The organism is Nostoc sp. FACHB-152, from assembly GCF_014697475.1.
Lineage (GTDB): Bacteria > Cyanobacteriota > Cyanobacteriia > Cyanobacteriales > Nostocaceae > Nostoc_B.
This window is the reverse complement of the sequence record NZ_JACJRV010000001.1, coordinates 330,983-347,231: the sequence shown is the minus strand read 5'-3', so window position 1 is coordinate 347,231 and position 16,249 is coordinate 330,983. Positions and strand designations below refer to the sequence as shown.

The 16,249-nt window shown below is 39.6% G+C and carries 15 protein-coding genes; 7 read left to right on the top strand and 8 right to left on the bottom strand.

Translation table 11 applies throughout. The features are described 5' to 3' along the window. Window positions 1-6: 6 nt before the first annotated feature. The 5 genes from H6G76_RS01350 to H6G76_RS01330 all read right to left on the bottom strand — a co-directional run bounded on the left by H6G76_RS01350 (window position 7) and on the right by H6G76_RS01330 (window position 8,564). A complete protein-coding gene (locus H6G76_RS01350; protein WP_190694482.1) occupies window positions 7-2,538 on the bottom strand; it encodes a GTPase in 2,532 nt (843 codons plus the stop codon). Window positions 2,539-2,897: 359 nt separating this feature from the next. After that, window positions 2,898-4,739, bottom strand: a complete 1,842-nt coding sequence (locus tag H6G76_RS01345) for a DUF3352 domain-containing protein (protein ID WP_190694475.1) — start codon at window positions 4,737-4,739, stop codon at window positions 2,898-2,900. A 256-nt stretch (window positions 4,740-4,995) separates the two neighbouring features. Then, the gene (locus tag H6G76_RS01340; protein ID WP_190694473.1) at window positions 4,996-5,403 is read right to left on the bottom strand and encodes a hypothetical protein; all 408 of its coding nucleotides are present in this window, start codon (window positions 5,401-5,403) and stop codon (window positions 4,996-4,998) included. Window positions 5,404-5,550: 147 nt separating this feature from the next. Beyond that, window positions 5,551-8,055 carry a cell division protein HetF gene (gene hetF / locus H6G76_RS01335; RefSeq protein WP_190694471.1) on the bottom strand — a complete coding sequence of 835 codons (2,505 nt, stop codon included), beginning with the start codon at window positions 8,053-8,055 and terminating at the stop codon, window positions 5,551-5,553. 326 nt (window positions 8,056-8,381) lie between these two features. Continuing rightward, window positions 8,382-8,564 carry a hypothetical protein gene (locus H6G76_RS01330; protein ID WP_190694469.1) on the bottom strand — a complete coding sequence of 61 codons (183 nt, stop codon included), beginning with the start codon at window positions 8,562-8,564 and terminating at the stop codon, window positions 8,382-8,384. 41 nt (window positions 8,565-8,605) lie between these two features. Here H6G76_RS01330 and H6G76_RS37605 point away from each other — a divergent pair, with 41 nt between their 5' ends. Genes H6G76_RS37605 through H6G76_RS01325 form a run of 3 tightly spaced genes read left to right on the top strand, consistent with a single transcriptional unit; the run spans window position 8,606 to window position 9,008 of the window. Beyond that, window positions 8,606-8,731 (top strand): hypothetical protein, encoded by a 126-nt coding sequence (locus tag H6G76_RS37605; RefSeq protein WP_277883068.1) that lies wholly within the window; start codon window positions 8,606-8,608, stop codon window positions 8,729-8,731. Next, window positions 8,731-8,859 carry a hypothetical protein gene (locus H6G76_RS37600; protein WP_277883067.1) on the top strand — a complete coding sequence of 43 codons (129 nt, stop codon included), beginning with the start codon at window positions 8,731-8,733 and terminating at the stop codon, window positions 8,857-8,859. Before H6G76_RS37605 ends, H6G76_RS37600 begins: the two co-directional genes overlap by 1 nt. Next, window positions 8,859-9,008: a hypothetical protein gene (locus tag H6G76_RS01325; protein WP_190694467.1), complete on the top strand. Its 150-nt coding sequence runs from the start codon at window positions 8,859-8,861 to the stop codon at window positions 9,006-9,008. Before H6G76_RS37600 ends, H6G76_RS01325 begins: the two co-directional genes overlap by 1 nt. A 698-nt stretch (window positions 9,009-9,706) precedes the next feature. Here H6G76_RS01325 and H6G76_RS01320 read toward each other — a convergent pair. Then, entirely contained in the window at window positions 9,707-9,868 is a 162-nt protein-coding gene (locus tag H6G76_RS01320; RefSeq protein ID WP_190694465.1) for a hypothetical protein, read from the bottom strand. Between the two features lie 318 nt (window positions 9,869-10,186). On the opposite strand from H6G76_RS01320, the gene H6G76_RS01315 reads away from it, so the two are divergent. Continuing rightward, window positions 10,187-10,510: a thioredoxin family protein gene (locus H6G76_RS01315; protein WP_190694463.1), complete on the top strand. Its 324-nt coding sequence runs from the start codon at window positions 10,187-10,189 to the stop codon at window positions 10,508-10,510. Here the strand turns inward: H6G76_RS01315 and H6G76_RS01310 are convergent. Together H6G76_RS01310 and H6G76_RS01305 are read right to left on the bottom strand one after the other, a co-directional pair. Next, window positions 10,497-10,730: a hypothetical protein gene (locus H6G76_RS01310; RefSeq protein ID WP_190694461.1), complete on the bottom strand. Its 234-nt coding sequence runs from the start codon at window positions 10,728-10,730 to the stop codon at window positions 10,497-10,499. The genes H6G76_RS01315 and H6G76_RS01310 overlap by 14 nt on opposite strands. Window positions 10,731-10,838: 108 nt before the next feature. Continuing rightward, entirely contained in the window at window positions 10,839-12,683 is a 1,845-nt protein-coding gene (locus H6G76_RS01305; protein ID WP_190694459.1) for a S8 family peptidase, read from the bottom strand. Window positions 12,684-12,807: 124 nt separating this feature from the next. On the opposite strand from H6G76_RS01305, the gene H6G76_RS01300 reads away from it, so the two are divergent. The 3 genes from H6G76_RS01300 (at window position 12,808) to thiD (ending at window position 16,183) form a co-directional block, all read left to right on the top strand. After that, window positions 12,808-13,245, top strand: a complete 438-nt coding sequence (locus H6G76_RS01300; RefSeq protein ID WP_190694457.1) for a hypothetical protein — start codon at window positions 12,808-12,810, stop codon at window positions 13,243-13,245. A 345-nt stretch (window positions 13,246-13,590) separates the two neighbouring features. Beyond that, window positions 13,591-15,210, top strand: a complete 1,620-nt coding sequence (locus H6G76_RS01295) for a hypothetical protein (protein ID WP_190694455.1) — start codon at window positions 13,591-13,593, stop codon at window positions 15,208-15,210. Between the two features lie 151 nt (window positions 15,211-15,361). Beyond that, window positions 15,362-16,183, top strand: coding sequence for a bifunctional hydroxymethylpyrimidine kinase/phosphomethylpyrimidine kinase (gene thiD / locus H6G76_RS01290; protein ID WP_190694453.1), 822 nt, complete (start codon window positions 15,362-15,364; stop codon window positions 16,181-16,183). The last annotated feature ends 66 nt before the right edge of the window (window positions 16,184-16,249 follow it).

The window sequence follows — 16,249 nt, the reverse complement described above, 5'->3', positions numbered from 1 at the left end:
TTGCTCCTATTTGGTTGCGACAGTAGATTGAATAGATACTTCTTCTTGTAGAATTCTTGCAATATCTTTTGAAGATTTACGTAGCTGTAATTCAACTTTCGTTGAAATTACCATACTCTTTCCAAAATCACGGGTTACTTTGCTTATTGTATTGATAATTACTTCATCATTTAGAGGTTCGTACTTATCAGTACACCAATCGATTATGCGCTTGGCATAGGCACGATTAAGATAATTAGTTTTTTCGTTTAATCTATTTTTGGCTGTTTCAAGCTGATTAGAAATTATTTCTAATCCTTGTATCATTTCTTCAAAATAAACACTAATACTGCTAGATACAGCATCAGTATATTTATTGAAGTCTGTTTTTGCTTGCTGGATAGTATTTTGTTGCTGATTGATCAGTTGATTAGACAATGATTGACAGATATTTTGTACAGCTTCGCGGCGCTTTTGTTCTTTAGACTTTGCCCAGCCAGACATCTGGTTAATAGCAAAACCTATAATCCCTATAACTGCTGCTATTGGAGCAATAGTAGGAACTAATAAACCTACAATAGGTGCTGCTATCGTAAGGATATTTCCGCCTATTTTCATGAAGTCATGAAATAAGGAATTGGAATCCTGCTCTTTTAATTTAAAATTACTATTAATCAATTTAGTAACAATTTGTAGTTCATTTCCTACTTCCTCAAGAATTTCTTGAATTTCTTTATTAAAGTTATGGCTACTTTCTTCATAAGTAGTTTTTAAACGTTGCTCAAATCGAATTGCTTTTAATTTTTGTTCCCATCCTTGATTTAAGCGATTATCATTTGCATCCCAAAATTCTTCAGCAAAAGAAGGAATAGAATTAGATACATCTTGGAAAATAGCTTCAATTTGCTGTAGCAAATGCTGTTGGTTATCTCTTACAGCTTTTTGGATATCTTTGCGGACAGTTTTATACTTATCTTTGAGGGTAGTTACTAGCTGTTGGTAAACTTGCTCTTGTTGTATTACCCATTGATGAGGTTTGTCAATTGAACCTACCGTAGAACCTAATAAAGTTTGCGATCGCCTAATTTTGCCATACTCAACTAAAGACAAGCGAATAGAGTCTAAAAATTTTTGCATCTGACTTGATTGAAATAGCTTGTCTTTAATCTCTTCATGTTCTGGTTCGCGGGACATTTGCGCTGCTAGAAGCATGATCGGAATAATTTCAAAGTAGTCATTAGCATAATTTTGTTTAGCATAGCGGCGAATACGCTCAATATGCCCACCTAAATTACTTTGACCATCCACAGCAAATAGTTTTTGTGGATTTGCTAAGAAATGTTCTAAACGTCGAGAATCACGCAAGTTATTTTTGACATTCAGCAAAATAATTAGTGGCTTGGCTTTTTCTTTCAACAGTTGCAAAAACTTAAATTCTGTTTCTTGAATACTGTCATTTGTGACCACATAACAAATCACATCAGATTCTTCAATTACATCTTCAGCAATTTCTTCATCTGTTTTACCCCCAGGCGCACCAATTCCAGGTGTGTCAATAATCCGAATATTTTTCCACTCATAAACTCGATTAAAACGAGTAGTGCGTTGTTTACCTACACCAATAGCTTCCCATCCATCCCCTGTAATAATGGCATGAAGAGTGCTTTTTCCAGCTTTGGTTTTACCCATAAACGCAATGCTGAAATGATTTAAAGCGCGTTCCTTAGCTGAAAGTGACTGACGTACACTTTCAATTTCTTTCATAATTTCTACAGTCAGAGCTTTTCTAGTAGCTTCAAGTTGCTTTGCTACCTCTGCGGCGGTTTTAGCCTGTCCTTTACCAGTTGCTTGACGCTGAATAACTGTAAGTTGCTCTTGGATACCCTTTCCTAAATTGTGAAGCGTTTCTGTAGTTCCTTTCAAAGCTAGTGCTGCATATTTGTAATCTTCAGTAGCGATCGCTGCACATTGCTGAATAGCACTATCGTATTCCTTACCTGATAATAAAAGTTCTTGACGTGATTGCTTAATTTGCCGTCCAATATTTTCTGGTACGATGTTAGCTAAATTATCTACGAGTGCGCGTGACAAGATAGAATCAGCTCCTTTTAAAAGGATTGCTCCAAAAGATAGTTTTGTATCCTCTTTGTTCTCAGAAGATTTGTTAACAGGGCTAAAACCTTGTGCTTGTTCAATTAGGTTTTCTATTTCTCCATTTGTCCAATTCCAAATCTGTGCTATCTGCTCCACCATTGCTCTCTCTACAGGAGAAAAGAAACCATCAATATAGGCTACTGCCAGTACTTGCCGCATTGCTTCACTTTGCTCACCTGGGCGCACTTGACGAGCTACATCATAAACAGATAAGTGAGTCTCTTCTTGAGCTAGAATCTTTTCCATTTCTACAATAGTGCGTTCCCCCATTTTGGTATTTATTGCTAGTGCCTGTAGAGCTTTAGCTTCTTCGCTGTGTATTTGTTGGTCGGCGCACACCATATGTGTAACAAGTAAAAATGCAAAGTTTAATCGCTCTACTGCCACTGCTATTTGCTCAGTCATATTTTTACCGCGAATTATTAATTTAGACTAAGCAATAATCGCTCAAATTCTGTCAGAAAATATACTTAATTATAAGTAATGCTTCTATAGGTACTCCGTGACCATTACATCATTTCTAAATTTCTAACTTTTAATAAAAATACAAAGTCATAATTATAATAAAAAACAATAAATGACCCAAAGTTTTGCTTTGGATCATGTTCCAATACCTAATAGAGTTTTTATAGGTAGTTTGCCAATAGGGTTAATTTTATTATGAGCGATCGCCTATCTCTAAAGTCTCATGTAGTGCGATCGCTTGCTATTAGCTTTTCTTTAAGTTCCAGGATTTTCTGTTGCCTTTGTTATATGGCGAAGCATTAATTCTTCACCGGTTCGACTGGTTTTCTAGTGGGAGCTAACACCATTAAAAAGTCAAATTGTTCTCTGTCTGATGTTGTTGCAGTTGTAGCACTCAAGCTGTAGACTGACCCGATAATTGGTTTCCAAGGTTGAATGGTTTGGTCATTCAATATAGTGGGCAGAAATCCGTAAATCCATGATAAGGTAGACCCTCCATTCAAATAAAAATATCCGTAGTTGGGACGGGGTAAGGAATTTGTCGCAGTCTGGAAGTTATAAGTCGCGGGTAACTTAACATAAGGTTGCGGTACTAAATCTTGAATTGCTCCAAATCCAGTTGTGACAATGACGGTATTATCGTCAGCCCAATTATAAGCAAGTAAGCTTTGTGAAGAATCACCTGCTACATCCCAACTAGTAATAGTTTGACCTTTAAGGTTATGAGTATTAACTACTACTCCTCCGGTTGAGAAGGATTTAATAAATTCATCTAGTTTCTTGAGAGTGTTTTCGGCGGCGGTACGGTTATTGGTTTGTACAGCCATCCCTATTCCTAAATTTAAGTTGGGGATTGAACCTAAAACTCCACCCTTGGAAGGAAACAAAAAGAACGCATAGTCACCATCCATCCAATTTGTGATGTCTTTTTCTAAATCGAGTCCTGTACTGGTACGGACAAAACTACGCAGTTGTGTTAACCAATCTTTTAGTTGTGGCTTTGTACTAATGGCTTCAGTTAACAACTGCCATTTCTGATTTAGATTTCGGCCAGTTAAGGTTGAGTAAGTCGCACCTGGCAATCTTGACAGTATAGCTTCTTGTTTTTCTACTACAAAGGCATCTTGTTCTGATTTAGGTGTTTGGCGATAAGCGGTAGCTTGAAAGCGCAAACCTTCTGGTTCTATAGTGAGAAAACCATTGACGCTGCCAAAGTTTTTCAATTGATCAAGATTAATCGTGTCAGTACCAATTATGGGGAAAGGTAAGCTGGGATCTTTGGTGATGTCATTAATTAGAGGTACAAAAGTCGGCAAGTTTTCATAAATTGTGAATAATGACTTGCCATATTGAGGATGCCCTATTGTTTGCTGAAATTGAGAGTGTTTTGCGAGAGTGTTATCTCCTTGGGAAGCATCAATGACTTGCTCAATAGATTTAGCGGTCATACCTGTGACGACATAACCTGGTAAAGTGGCGATCGCAAATCCTCGTTGTTTGTTGAACCAATCTGGTTTAATCAAATCAGGCATTGCAGCAAGTTTGCGTTTTCCTAATGCAGGAAGTTGCTTGGTCTTTGGGGTTTCGTCAATTGGTGGTGGTACTTCGGGTAATTCAGGCGATGGAGTTACTTCGGGAGATTTTGGTAGTGACGGCGATTTTGGTGATTCGGGAGGCTTCATTTCTAAGATAGTGATGCCTTTATACTCCCGTACCTTTACCCGTTGTGAATCCTCTTTCATTGAGTCTAAAAAAGGCTGGATGAGTGACTCGTTCTTGACTGGAACCAACACGACAAAATTATTATCTATGGTTGCAGTTGTACCCTCAACCTTGGGTAAAAAAGCAAACATCACAGGCCCAGCTAACAATGGCTCAACATCGCGTGCATAATCAAATTTAAAAGTCGAGGGTAAAAATTTCGCTCCTGCTGTAAAGGCTCTATCAAACAAATAAAAACGATTTAATGATGTCCAGGCAGCTGCTTTGGTGTTTACCAAACCTACCAATGGTGTATCTGCTGGCAGAATATTGGCGATCGCCACTTGAGGGGGTGCAGTCGGTTCACTAGTTTGAGCAACTGGAGAAGAGATCGCTAAAGCCGACATCAAGGATACTGTAATGATTGGGGATGATAGCATTTTGAATGGTAGATTTTTGATTTATAAATTTAGAGCTAGCAACTAAATTTATAAATCATAAGATAGAAATTGGAATTAATTTAGTTCTTATATTTTTATGACTATTTAAACGAACTTTTCTAAAAAAATATAAATAATTAAATACAACAATTATAAAAATACCCGACTTTTAAACAAAGTTGGGTATCTGAGTCTATGGATAAACTTTAATCTTTAATTAAGCATTAATTAAATGTGCCAAAAAAAGCTCGTGATTTTAATCGATATAATCTGTTGGCATTTGTTGTTCAACAGTATTATCTGAAATTGGTCGGCTACCATCTACTTCTAAAGTATCTTGAACTTGAAAACTATTCTTAGCGATTGGTCTTTGACCGTCTATCTCAAGAATTTCTTCCACGTCTAAATCATTAGGGTCAATTGGTCGTTGACCATCTACTGTTAACATCTCATGCCCTTCAAAGTCGCTCTTACTAATCGGGCGTTGACCATCTATATCTATTGTTTTTTCTGAATAATTCTCAGCCTTTCCAATTGGACGCTGCCCATCTATATCAATCGTTTCCTTAATTTCAATGTTACTGGGGTCAACTGGACGATGACCATCTATATCTATTGTTTTACTTGTTTGTGTCAATTTGTTAGATGATGAATCTGAAGGCATACCAGTTTCAGTACCTATTAATAGAAAAATATATTTTCTTAACAGCTTGTTTGATATTATTAATCACTTTATGAAATTACTATCTAAAAGTCTTCTACCACAGCACATAATATCTCTGTGTCTTGAGAAAGACTTATTACCTCATAATTATTCAGCTTTTTGCTCTAGAAGCGATCGCCAATCAGTAATGGCTTTTTCTGTCCATAGCCAATTATTACTCAATTTATTTACCTGAAAGTTTACTGGGTCTTCATTGATGACTAGGGTGCGTAACTTAATCGCTTCATTCATATACTGGGTTTGTTTCGCAGCAGGTTGATTGCGGGCAGATTTATACAAACCAAGAGCTAAACCAGCATAGGGAGTCAAGGCATCATGAGGAATTGGGGGAGGTTGGGTTGCTATTGCAGCGTTAGAATTTGAACTTTGCTGGTTGAGAGCTAAATTTAAAGCCTTAAACCAAGAATCATTAGCCCGATTCACATTATTTTCTGCGTAGTAAGCAAACCCTAAAGCGTTGCTATACAAAAGCGAATCTGGTTGCGCTTTGACAGCAATTTCCCAGAAGCGGCGAACATCATCAATGCTATATGTCTTGTCTCCTGTTTGGATTAACTGCCAAGCTAATCGCCCTTTGATAAAGTTGGCTGACGGTTCATTACCTTGCTTTTGGGGAATTAATTTTAAGGCAGTTTGAGCAGATGTCAATGCGCCACGGTCTAATAATTCTTCCACAGCAACTAGTCCCGCTTGTAAATCACCTTGGCTTAATCTTTCTGTAGCAGTGTTAGTAACAATTGCTGTCGGACTAGTCTGCAAGTTAATTTTGGGACTACTTTTGCTAGATATAGCTTGTTCCGTAGGGATTTGCGGGATATCTGAAAAGGTGAATATGCGTCGATTTTGCCACCACCATCCTAACCCGATGACAGTAGCGATCGCACCTGCGCCAACAATACCCAAAATTTGCCGTCGATGACGGCGAGAGATAAATTGGGGTTGGGCTGTTGGCATTGAGGCGAAATCAGAATTGGGCGACTGTTGTTGGTCATTACCAGGAGTTTCCCTGGGTGTTTCTCCGATATTTCGTCCTAAACTGTCTTTATCTAAGGGACTTTCTTTTCCTGCATTCTGTCTTGCAGCCAAATTACTTTCTTTGTTACCTAAAGGCGGTTCTTCTAATATGGGAGGATGATTGCTGGTTTTTTGCTGATCTATCTGACGAAACAAGTCTGAAACTATTGCCGAATCTTCTGCATAGGTGGGATCATCATATTCAATTTCATCAACTAAATCGCCCCAAGTTTCTTCCCCTAACCAATCTAAGTCAGACGCGTCATTGTCTAAACCTGGTGGGATCATCTCTTCAATAGGTAAAGACATCTGCGTATCATCTGCGATCGCTGAGTATGCTGTGATAGAAGTAGCCTTCACACTCCGGCTATACTCATTCAGTGATTCTGTACTAGTAGAGGTCGAAATTTCTGGACTGAGAAAACCATCAAACTCTGGCTGCAAATACAAAATTGGCAACGCCCAATAAGTTTGGTGCGAACCGTAAGCAGAAATTAATCCCTGACGAACTCGACTCACACACAAATCCACAGGGTATCCTTGGCTGAGGTTGCGATACAAAAGTTGTGTGAGTGTCAGTGCTACTTCATCAGGGATACGTTCTGACATCGCCAAAACACATTTAATCCCGCGTCTGACTAAACTTTCTGTGAGGTTGCGTTCGCCTGTTTCTTCTGTAGTGTTGGATGTCGCTGTGTATGCTCCCCAGCAGGAGTTAAACACAGCCATTTGGATATTATTATTGACGAGTAGACCGGCTAAGTCGTCACCACTTAGAGTTTCTGTCAAGCCAGTTCTGTTACTGACAAGATAAATTTCGCCCCCATTTACCCCTAAATTACTATGCCCTGAGTAATGCAGAACTTCGTATCTACCTTGTTCTAGGGCTTGGGTTAATTCTTCCCGTCCTGGTTGGTCTAAGAGAGTCAGTTCAATTTCTGGTAATTGATTGTTGTCAGATGATAAATTACGGCGCAGTTCTGCTTGTAGTCTTAAGGCTTCTTGTTTCAACAAACCCAGCCGTGTTTGGTCAGTAGGAGAAGCCAGCACCATTAAAACTCGTACTATCCCATCGTCTGGCAGCTGTGGTACGTTCCTGGATGGCAAGCGTGAGGTAGTTAGTAGGCCGCTTTGGTAGCGCGAAAAAGCCACATAGGGGCCTGTTGCTAAAGGGCGATCGCCTGCGTGCATAACTTCCCACGGCAGACGTGCTAACCTATTATCCTTGAGACCCAATCTCAGGCGTAGCACTTGTTGATGGTTTTGAGCAATACCTTGGGCAGTAATCCAACTATCTCTGAGAGTACCTTGAAACAGAGCGTTATAAAATTGCTGACCTAATGCCACCAAGTTTACAGAATTTCTAGCAATGCCTACGGCGGACTGCGTTAACGCATCACCTTGTAATACCGACCTTAAAGGGTCATTCATCAGATGTCCAGCCGCCGCCAACCAATCAGCTACAGGCCAAGTCACCAGTTCTTCTGCCAAAGGCACTCCAGGCGCGACCTGTTCCGTCCGCACCAAGTAGTCATTCTGCCCTACTGGAGTCACAGAAATGTGAAATTCCTGGGTCACAACCTTTCCTGTTCGCCTCCTAAATCTAGTTTGAAACGCGAAAGTTTCAAGTCGATTTTTCGCTCTTTCTGATAGCTTAGATGCATCCCGCTACTGAATGTTTCTCAAAGAAGTTGTTTTAATCTCTAGCCTTTATCACTTTATCCGGATTAGTGAGCATCTGCCTAGAACACTTTATTGGTAGATGCACCTTGATCTTTAATTCCCCTAGCTGGCTAATGCCTGCTGGGGGATTTTTTATGCTCAATAACCATCATATTACGAGCTTTTATCCGGAACAGAGCGATCGCATCGAGAACAGTTAATTGGTAGATGCACCCTGATAACTAACTTCCCTGGCTGGCTGCCACCAGCTGGGGATTTTTTTTTGGGCTGATAGCCACAATTATAAGAATTTTATCCGGAACAGAGCGATCGCATCGAGAACAGTTAATTGGTAGATGCACCCTGATAAATAACTCCCCTAGCTGGCTGACACTGGCTGGGGGATTTTTTTGAGTAGATAGCAAACAGAATCGAAGCGAGTTTTATCCGGAAGGAAAAATAAGTTGTGGAAAAACTAATTGGTAGATGCACCCTGATAACTAACTCCCCTCGCTGGCTAACACTGGCTGGGGGATTTTTTTTGGTAGATGATAACTTCTCGATGTCAATTGTTCCGGGAGATGCAGTTTAGTGGCAGAACAATTAATTGGTAGATGCACCCTGATAACTAACTCCCCTCGCTGGCTAACACTGGCTGGGGGATTTTTTTTGGTAGATGATAACTTCTCGATGTCAATTGTTCCGGGAGATGCAGTTTAGTGGCAGAACAATTAATTGGTAGATGCACCCTGATAACTAACTCCCCTCGCTGGCTAACACTGGCTGGGGATTTTTTTGTAGATGATAACTTTTCGATGCAAATTTACAGCAGTTTTCATCCTAATGAGGTAAATTCCTCTAGCCTCTAACCCCTAGCCTCTCGCCCCTATCTACTTGTACTGCACGCAACCGAAAAACGCTGTATCTGGTAAATGTTGCTTGATTGTATAACAAAATAATATTAGTTAATCCACCCTGGTAAATAAATCTCCTAGTAAACTGCCACCACTGGGAGATTTTTTTGTGCTTGGTAAATAGCAACCTTTTATTCGGAAGATATTGATTACTTCTCGAATAAATTAATATTTAATCGACACGCCCTAATAAATAACTCCCCTATGTACTGGCCATAACTGGTAGATTTTTTTATGCTGGTTTAACAGCATATCAGTTTTTGGCATTTTTGTCCGGAACATACTTCAGAATCCTAGAAACAGATTATTGGTAGATGTACTAAGATAACTAACTTTCTGGCTTAGTAGTCACCTCTATTCTTGAATTTCAAACAACAAACGGCCTTTGCAAAATTGTTCCGGAGAACTTTCCTCTAATTTGGAACAATTAATTGGTAGATCCACCCTGATACTTAACTTCCCTGAATGGCTAACACCTATTTGGGAATTTTTTGAAAAATCTCTTGCGTTTGTCTCTCGGAACTTTTGGTAGTTGCTTAGGCGTATATTCTAGCGCAAGTTTCAGACAATATACTAGTGCAAATAGTGTTTTATGTCTATCAGTGTCAGCTTTTGTTGACTTATGTTAACTCTGAATTTTCGCAATTATCCTGTCACCGATAGAGTTTTAAAATACTCTTAGTGCTTATGAGATTTAACTCACTTATTAGCCCTTCTACTATTGGTAAATTAGCAGATGGATTGTGGAAATTTTGTTTGCGATCGCTCAGTTGCTTTGCAGAAGCTACCCTGGTGAGAATCGTAAGTTTGTACATCCTAACATAGTTTATAGTCAGAATTCTAGTGATTTGTCAAAGCCAGATTACAGATTGTAAAAAGCTTGTTTCTAGCAGATTATGCAATTGCCCATAACAAAGTCCTAGCTTAGTCTTTGGCTAATTTTTGTCACATAGCCCACAGAAGACAGTCCTCAAAATATTTTCTAAAAAAATTATTTTTGGTTAAAAATATAAATTTTTTTCTTAAATTCTCATTAACTGTTCTATCGCACCTTGTTCAGTCTTGAGTAAGATGCATAGTTTAAAAAATTATGATAATATACATTCCCTAATTCCAGGGAGGCGCAAAATTATATGAGTTTAGCAGTTATTAAATTCTCTTCAGAAGAGTGCGGCATCTGCCATAAAATGTCTTTTTATGACCAAAAAGTAGCTGAAGAATTGGGTTTGCAGTTTATTGATGTCAAAATGCAAGACACAGCTACCTATCGAAAATATCGTAAAATTCTGCTGACTCAGTATCCAGATAAATCAGATATGGGATGGCCTACTTATATTATTTGTGATTCTCCAGAAGGCGAATTTCAGATTATTGGTGAGGTCAAAGGCGGACATCCCAAAGGTGAATTTAGAAGTCGTCTGCAAGCAGTTTTAAATCCTACCGCTAATCAGAATTAACTACTTCAAAAGATTTTACTTCTAAGGCTGGGCCAATCATTGCTATTGTCATGACATCTTCACGCACCTGTCCTGTAACTTTGGCTTTCTGTCCAGCTTTGAGCAAGCTTTTATCTGCACCTTTGAGAATTTCGTAGGTTTTGCCGTCATCTGCGACTAAAGCCCATGCGCCCATACCAATATCACGACGTTCGATAGTGCCTGTAACTGTGATGCTCATAAAATTGGGGAGTAGAGTAAGACTTTTTGGCTAAAGGGGAAAGGTAAAAGGGAAAAGGTTTAAATTTATTTCTTACCCCTTACCCTTTACCCTTTGCCCACAACAATTTTATGCCACTTGCTTGTCGTTGTTAACTGCCAAACGAGCTAGTCCATAACATAGAAGGGCATTGATAATAAGGAAGGCTTTCGCCCAGTTACCATCACCTAAACCCCAAACAGCTGGGTCGTAAATAGCACTAACTGTCAAGCAAGCCGCTACGCCCAAACTAGAACCAACAGCAAACCATTTCCAACTGGGATGTCCCAGTAGTAATAAAATCAGAGCCAGGGGAATTAATACACTGGCAAAAATCGGATTTAAAGCATCAGTACCCTGTAATGTGTTGCCTAGTTCAGGCAGAGAACTGCCCAAAACTCGCAAAGGCCACTGGGGAAGGTCAAATATATAGATACCCTTGAGGAAAAATAACCCAGAACTGCCAAAAATTAAGCCACTAGATAAAGGCCAACTCCAAGTGAAGGGGAAGTAAACCCGTAAAAACCAAGCCAGTAGATAAGAACCTAGCACCATCAAAACTTTAGGTAACAGTGCTACTGCACCACCATCAATCCAAAAGCCGGGGTTAAGATAACCATTATCCCGCAACCATCGGAAGAAATCTTGAAAACTGATTTGCCCTTGGATAGCGAGTTTCACTGCGGCTTCGGCGTTCAGTTGTCCAGCACCGTAATAATTCAAACCATCATCTTGAATGACTCTGGCTGACTGCTTGAGGACTTTTAAAATTTCGTCTGGTTCTTTAACACCACTAGCTTTGATTAAAGCTGCTACACCAGCAACGTGGGGGGAAGCCATACTTGTACCTTGGAGTCCCAAGAATGCGCTTTGGCCATTTTCGTCGATGGTTTCTTGCAAAATCTTACCAGCTTCACTACCACCAGGCGCGGAGATATCAACACCAGCACCATAGTTTGAGTAGTTAGCTTTTTCCCCATCTGGGCCGAAAGAGGAAACACCAATAACATGAGGATAACGGGCTGGATAGCTTGCGCCATTTGCACTTTCATTTCCAGCTGCGGCAATTATAACTACACCTTTTCTATGGGCGTAATTAATTGCATCTTTCATTAACTGGCTTTCACCACCACCGCCTAAGCTCATATTAATCACATCTGCGCCTTTGTCGGCAGCAAATTTAATGGCTTCGGCAATATCGGCAACTGTACCGCCACCGTATGCACTCAATACTTTTAACGGCATGAGTTTTGCTTCGTAAGCAACCCCCGCTACACCATATTTATTATTAGTAGCTTGGGCAACTGTACCTGCAACGTGTGTACCGTGTCCGTTATCATCGGTGGCTTGTTCTCTGTCGTTAACAAAATCGTAGCCTTTGACGAATTTTGTCTCTTTTAAGTCACGCACTTGGGTAATACCAGTGTCAATTACTGCAACGGTAATGCCACTGCCTTTAGTTTCAGCCCATGCACCTTCAATGCCGATTTTGTGCAGGTTCCACTGCTTGCTGTAATATTGGTCGTTGGGGCCAGTTAATGAAGGTTTTGCCTCATTATCTAGGGGCTGTGTTAATTCTCCTAAACTAGTTGCTTTAGGTTCTGGGGGAATTGTATAGATATAATTCGGCTCGATAAATTCGGTGGCTTTGGCGAACTGAGATTTTTTCAATTCTTTGAGCCGTTGGCGATCGCCTCTGATAATATACACATTGTCTTGTGCAGAAAACTTATTATCTAATTGGGGTGTCACGTTGTATTGTTGAGCGATCGCTTGCAAATCTCGGTCTATTTCATCTTTTGCAATATCTTCCCGAAAATCAAGCACAATCGTTTCAAAATTCCCTTTAGCTGCTAGTCCCTGAAAATTCAAGAACCCAAAAACAGCAGCACCCAGCCCAACGATAAACAGGCACAATAATATTAGCCTTCTCATATTAACTCGTCACCGCTATTGCCAGTTTGCTCACTAACATAACTTATCTGTCTCTCTGATTGCCGTATTTGTCACTTTAGTTAGTTAAACTTTCACTTACTTACAACTGAGGATTTTTTAAACAATGGAACGTGGTCTATTATGGTTGCCTCTTTTGATAGCGTTTATTTGGTTAGCTTGGCAAGGCTCAAAAGAGTATCAAAAAGTCGAAGCATACCGTATTTGGGCAGAGCAATTTGAAAGGGCTAAATATGATATCTATGCAGTCTTAGGTCAAAAAGACAACAATATTACTTGGGGCAAACCCACGACAAAAGGGCCGATTAATTTACAAACCTTTTCTTTGCTTGAGGTTAAGAAAATCAATCTTTTGGTGGATAACAGTATAGCTGATATCAAAGCACCCCCAGCAAAAGGCCGTTCTATTCAGTTAGAGTTTATGTTTACAGAACCTGCTAATCATGTGCGTATCCCGTTTACAGAAATTCCCTTAGCTGTAAAGTGGGCTGAGTATTTACAAGGAGAATTGAAAAATTTACACGCGGAACAAAACCAATCATAAAACATTCCTATAATTTTAGGTTTGAGTTTGTGGATTTTGGATTCTAAGCTTAAATCAATCTAATCTTCTTTTGTTTCGCCCTAAGCGTCTTTCTTTGACACTTCAATTTTTTATACTTCTGTGTAAGTCATAAAATTGTAAAAACTCGGTAAAAAATAATTATTAATTCAGGATAAACATAACTTTTTAGTTTATGTTTATCTTTGTATAATTTTATTAAAGCAAATAAAATTATTTTGATTAAAAAATCAATTTTTATAATATTCTATCAGAAATTCAATCAAGGTAAACTGTATTTAATTTAGGAAATTTAAGAATAATTCTCTGATAAGACAACCGTTGGTTATGAAAAAAAATATTGCTATTTTAGGTGCATTTTTACTAATTAATGCTTGCAGTTCTGGCATTGATGAGACTTATCTGGCAACTAATCCAAGTAAAGCTAAAGCCGAAAATTGTCCCAAAGCTGAGGTCGTTTATTTACCAATTCAAAATAAGAACGAAGGTTTTTACGATCGCTTTGATTTACATATTCGCAATATCGTCGCGAATGATGACACAATTAATTTTCAAACTTTAAAGCAGGATTTTGTTTTTTGTCGCGCTAATAATACTTGGACGGTTCAAAAAGGAACTTTACCTAAACAGTTCCAACCACCAATAAATTATGCAGCTTTCACTCAAGATTTGATAAATCCCAAGTTCAAGAATATTAATTTTCAAGGTAAAAATTATCAGTATCGCGTTGTTAAAGAGCCAAATTATACTGTAGGTTCAGACAATAATCTATCAAGGCAAGAAGTACCAGACCCAACCAAAGATAAAATTATTTTTGAGCTAATTACACCTAACAGTAAAAATCCTCACAGACAAACTGTATATACTCTCAAAGATTTGCAGAATGCAGCAGTTAAAGCTGGATTTTCTGCTGAAGGAAATCAGTTAGGTTTTCCGAGAGTAACATCTAGTGTAATTTATGGAGAAAAAATTTGGTGGTCAATCGCTTTTGAACAAGGTGAAGGTAACAACGGGATTGCAACCATCATTAGTTATGACCCCAAAACTGATAAATTTAACTTGATTCAACCAGATGCACTAGCGTTTACACAAATTACAGATTTAGCTATTACTGGTAATCCCAATAACCCTACATTTTGGATAGGTACTAATGTTAGCGGTGAAGGTAATCTCTACATACCTGCGAAAGGATTAGTTGCTTATCGTCCTGATGACAAAAATCCTAATTCTGGTTCTTTAAGTGCCTACACCACACATAACAGTTCGTTAGTCGGTGCAATTCCTGACAAACTCAGATTGGAAAATGACATTCTTTGGGTAAGTACCGCTAACGGAGTTTGCCAAGTGAAATGGCAAGCTGCTGATAACCCTAAAAATTGGTCTTGTTGGCGTTTTGCAGCAATGGCTAAACTGCCAGAAACATTACCGTTGTATAGTGCATTAACTAATAAAACGCAAGCTGCATCTTTGTCTGGTAATAATACTATAGAAGTGTTGTGGTGGAGTCCTGTTAATTTCCAAACGAACAAAGGACGTTATGAGGTGACATATCCTCAAGGTTTTACAACCAAGCTAAATGAAGGTGCAAGTATTTATGAGTTCCAGCGTTCCTTACCGCCAGGAAAACCACCTGTAGACTGGCCTGGTTTTGAATGGCATTGGAATGGAGAACGCTTTGTCCGCGCCTTAGATGAAGTCTCGCTGAATTTATCTGGTGGTGGCCCTACTGGTATTGGTTCTGGACAACTCAACCCAGAAGTTCCAATTAATTGGAATGCGATGCGTGGTGATTTAGAGTTAGTTGATATATCTCCCAACTCTACCAGCATAAAATATTACTCTGGCTGGGTTGACGAAGCAAAGCTGCAACCTTATCTTACAGTTGTGCCGCAAACCAAACCCCAAAACCCTCAACCAAATCCATTGAAGGTCAAGGGTCAAAAATAGGGTGTCGGGTGTAGTGAAGACAGCATTGAATAAGGCTTGTATCCCAAAGATTTTTAGGGCTGTTTTTTTCCCCTACACCCTTACACCCCACACCCGCCCCAACGGGGCTTCCCTGCACCCTTGCATCCCAACTCCCTACTCCCTTCCTAATATGAATGCCGAAACAACATCCAAAATACCTGTTGCTTTAACCATTGCTGGTTCTGATAGTGGCGGTGGTGCAGGAATTCAAGCTGATTTACGCACCTTTGCTTTTCACTGCGTCCACGGTACTAGTGCTGTCACTTGCATTACGGCACAAAATACCTTGGGGGTAGCGCGAGTTGATGCAATGCCACCGGAGGCAGTTGCCGCCCAAATGCAAGCGGTAGTAGAGGATATTGGCGTTCACGCGGCGAAAACAGGAATGTTGCTGAATCAAGCAATTATTGCTGCCGTTGCCCAGCAAGTGGAAGCTTTAGGAATTACTAACTTAGTGGTTGACCCGGTGATGGTATCACGCACAGGGGCGCAGTTAATTGATGATGATGCCATTAACACTCTGCGCCAACAGTTGATTCCTCTAGCGGCTATTATCACCCCTAACCGCTACGAAGCGCAGATTTTGAGTGGTTTCCCGATTAATTCTCTTGATGATATGAGGGCTGCTGCTCAAGCTATTCACCGCAACCTCAAGGCGAAGACAGTTTTAGTCAAGGGTGGTGGGATGCAGGGAAATGCCCGTGGTGTTGATATTTGGTTTGATGGCCAACGTTTGGAAACTTTAACGACACAGCAAGTAGAGACACAAAATACTCACGGTACTGGTTGTACATTGTCAGCTGCGATCGCAGCTAATTTGGCAATAGGCAAGGATTTATTAACATCTGTAAAACAAGCCAAAGATTATGTTACAACAGCACTGACTTACTCTCTTAGTATTGGCAAAGGCCAAGGCCCTGTAGGACACTTTTTTCCTTTGTTACGAAATTGACATCTGTCTTGTTGAATATTGTAAGTTGTTAGATGCTAATTGTGGCGATCGCCTGTTACTGACTAA

What these genes read in the sequence shown, in the direction of transcription:
- H6G76_RS01345 (WP_190694475.1), bottom strand. Translation starts at nt 4,739, where the DNA reads ATGCTATCATCCCCAATCATTACAGTATCCTTGATGTCGGCTTTAGCG.
- thiD (WP_190694453.1), top strand. Translation starts at nt 15,362, where the DNA reads ATGAATGCCGAAACAACATCCAAAATACCTGTTGCTTTAACCATTGCT.
- H6G76_RS01310 (WP_190694461.1), bottom strand. Translation starts at nt 10,730, where the DNA reads ATGAGCATCACAGTTACAGGCACTATCGAACGTCGTGATATTGGTATG.
- H6G76_RS01350 (WP_190694482.1), bottom strand. Translation starts at nt 2,538, where the DNA reads ATGACTGAGCAAATAGCAGTGGCAGTAGAGCGATTAAACTTTGCATTT.
- H6G76_RS01300 (WP_190694457.1), top strand. Translation starts at nt 12,808, where the DNA reads ATGGAACGTGGTCTATTATGGTTGCCTCTTTTGATAGCGTTTATTTGG.
- H6G76_RS01340 (WP_190694473.1), bottom strand. Translation starts at nt 5,403, where the DNA reads ATGCCTTCAGATTCATCATCTAACAAATTGACACAAACAAGTAAAACA.
- H6G76_RS01315 (WP_190694463.1), top strand. Translation starts at nt 10,187, where the DNA reads ATGAGTTTAGCAGTTATTAAATTCTCTTCAGAAGAGTGCGGCATCTGC.
- H6G76_RS01320 (WP_190694465.1), bottom strand. Translation starts at nt 9,868, where the DNA reads ATGTACAAACTTACGATTCTCACCAGGGTAGCTTCTGCAAAGCAACTG.
- H6G76_RS01305 (WP_190694459.1), bottom strand. Translation starts at nt 12,683, where the DNA reads ATGAGAAGGCTAATATTATTGTGCCTGTTTATCGTTGGGCTGGGTGCT.
- H6G76_RS01295 (WP_190694455.1), top strand. Translation starts at nt 13,591, where the DNA reads ATGAAAAAAAATATTGCTATTTTAGGTGCATTTTTACTAATTAATGCT.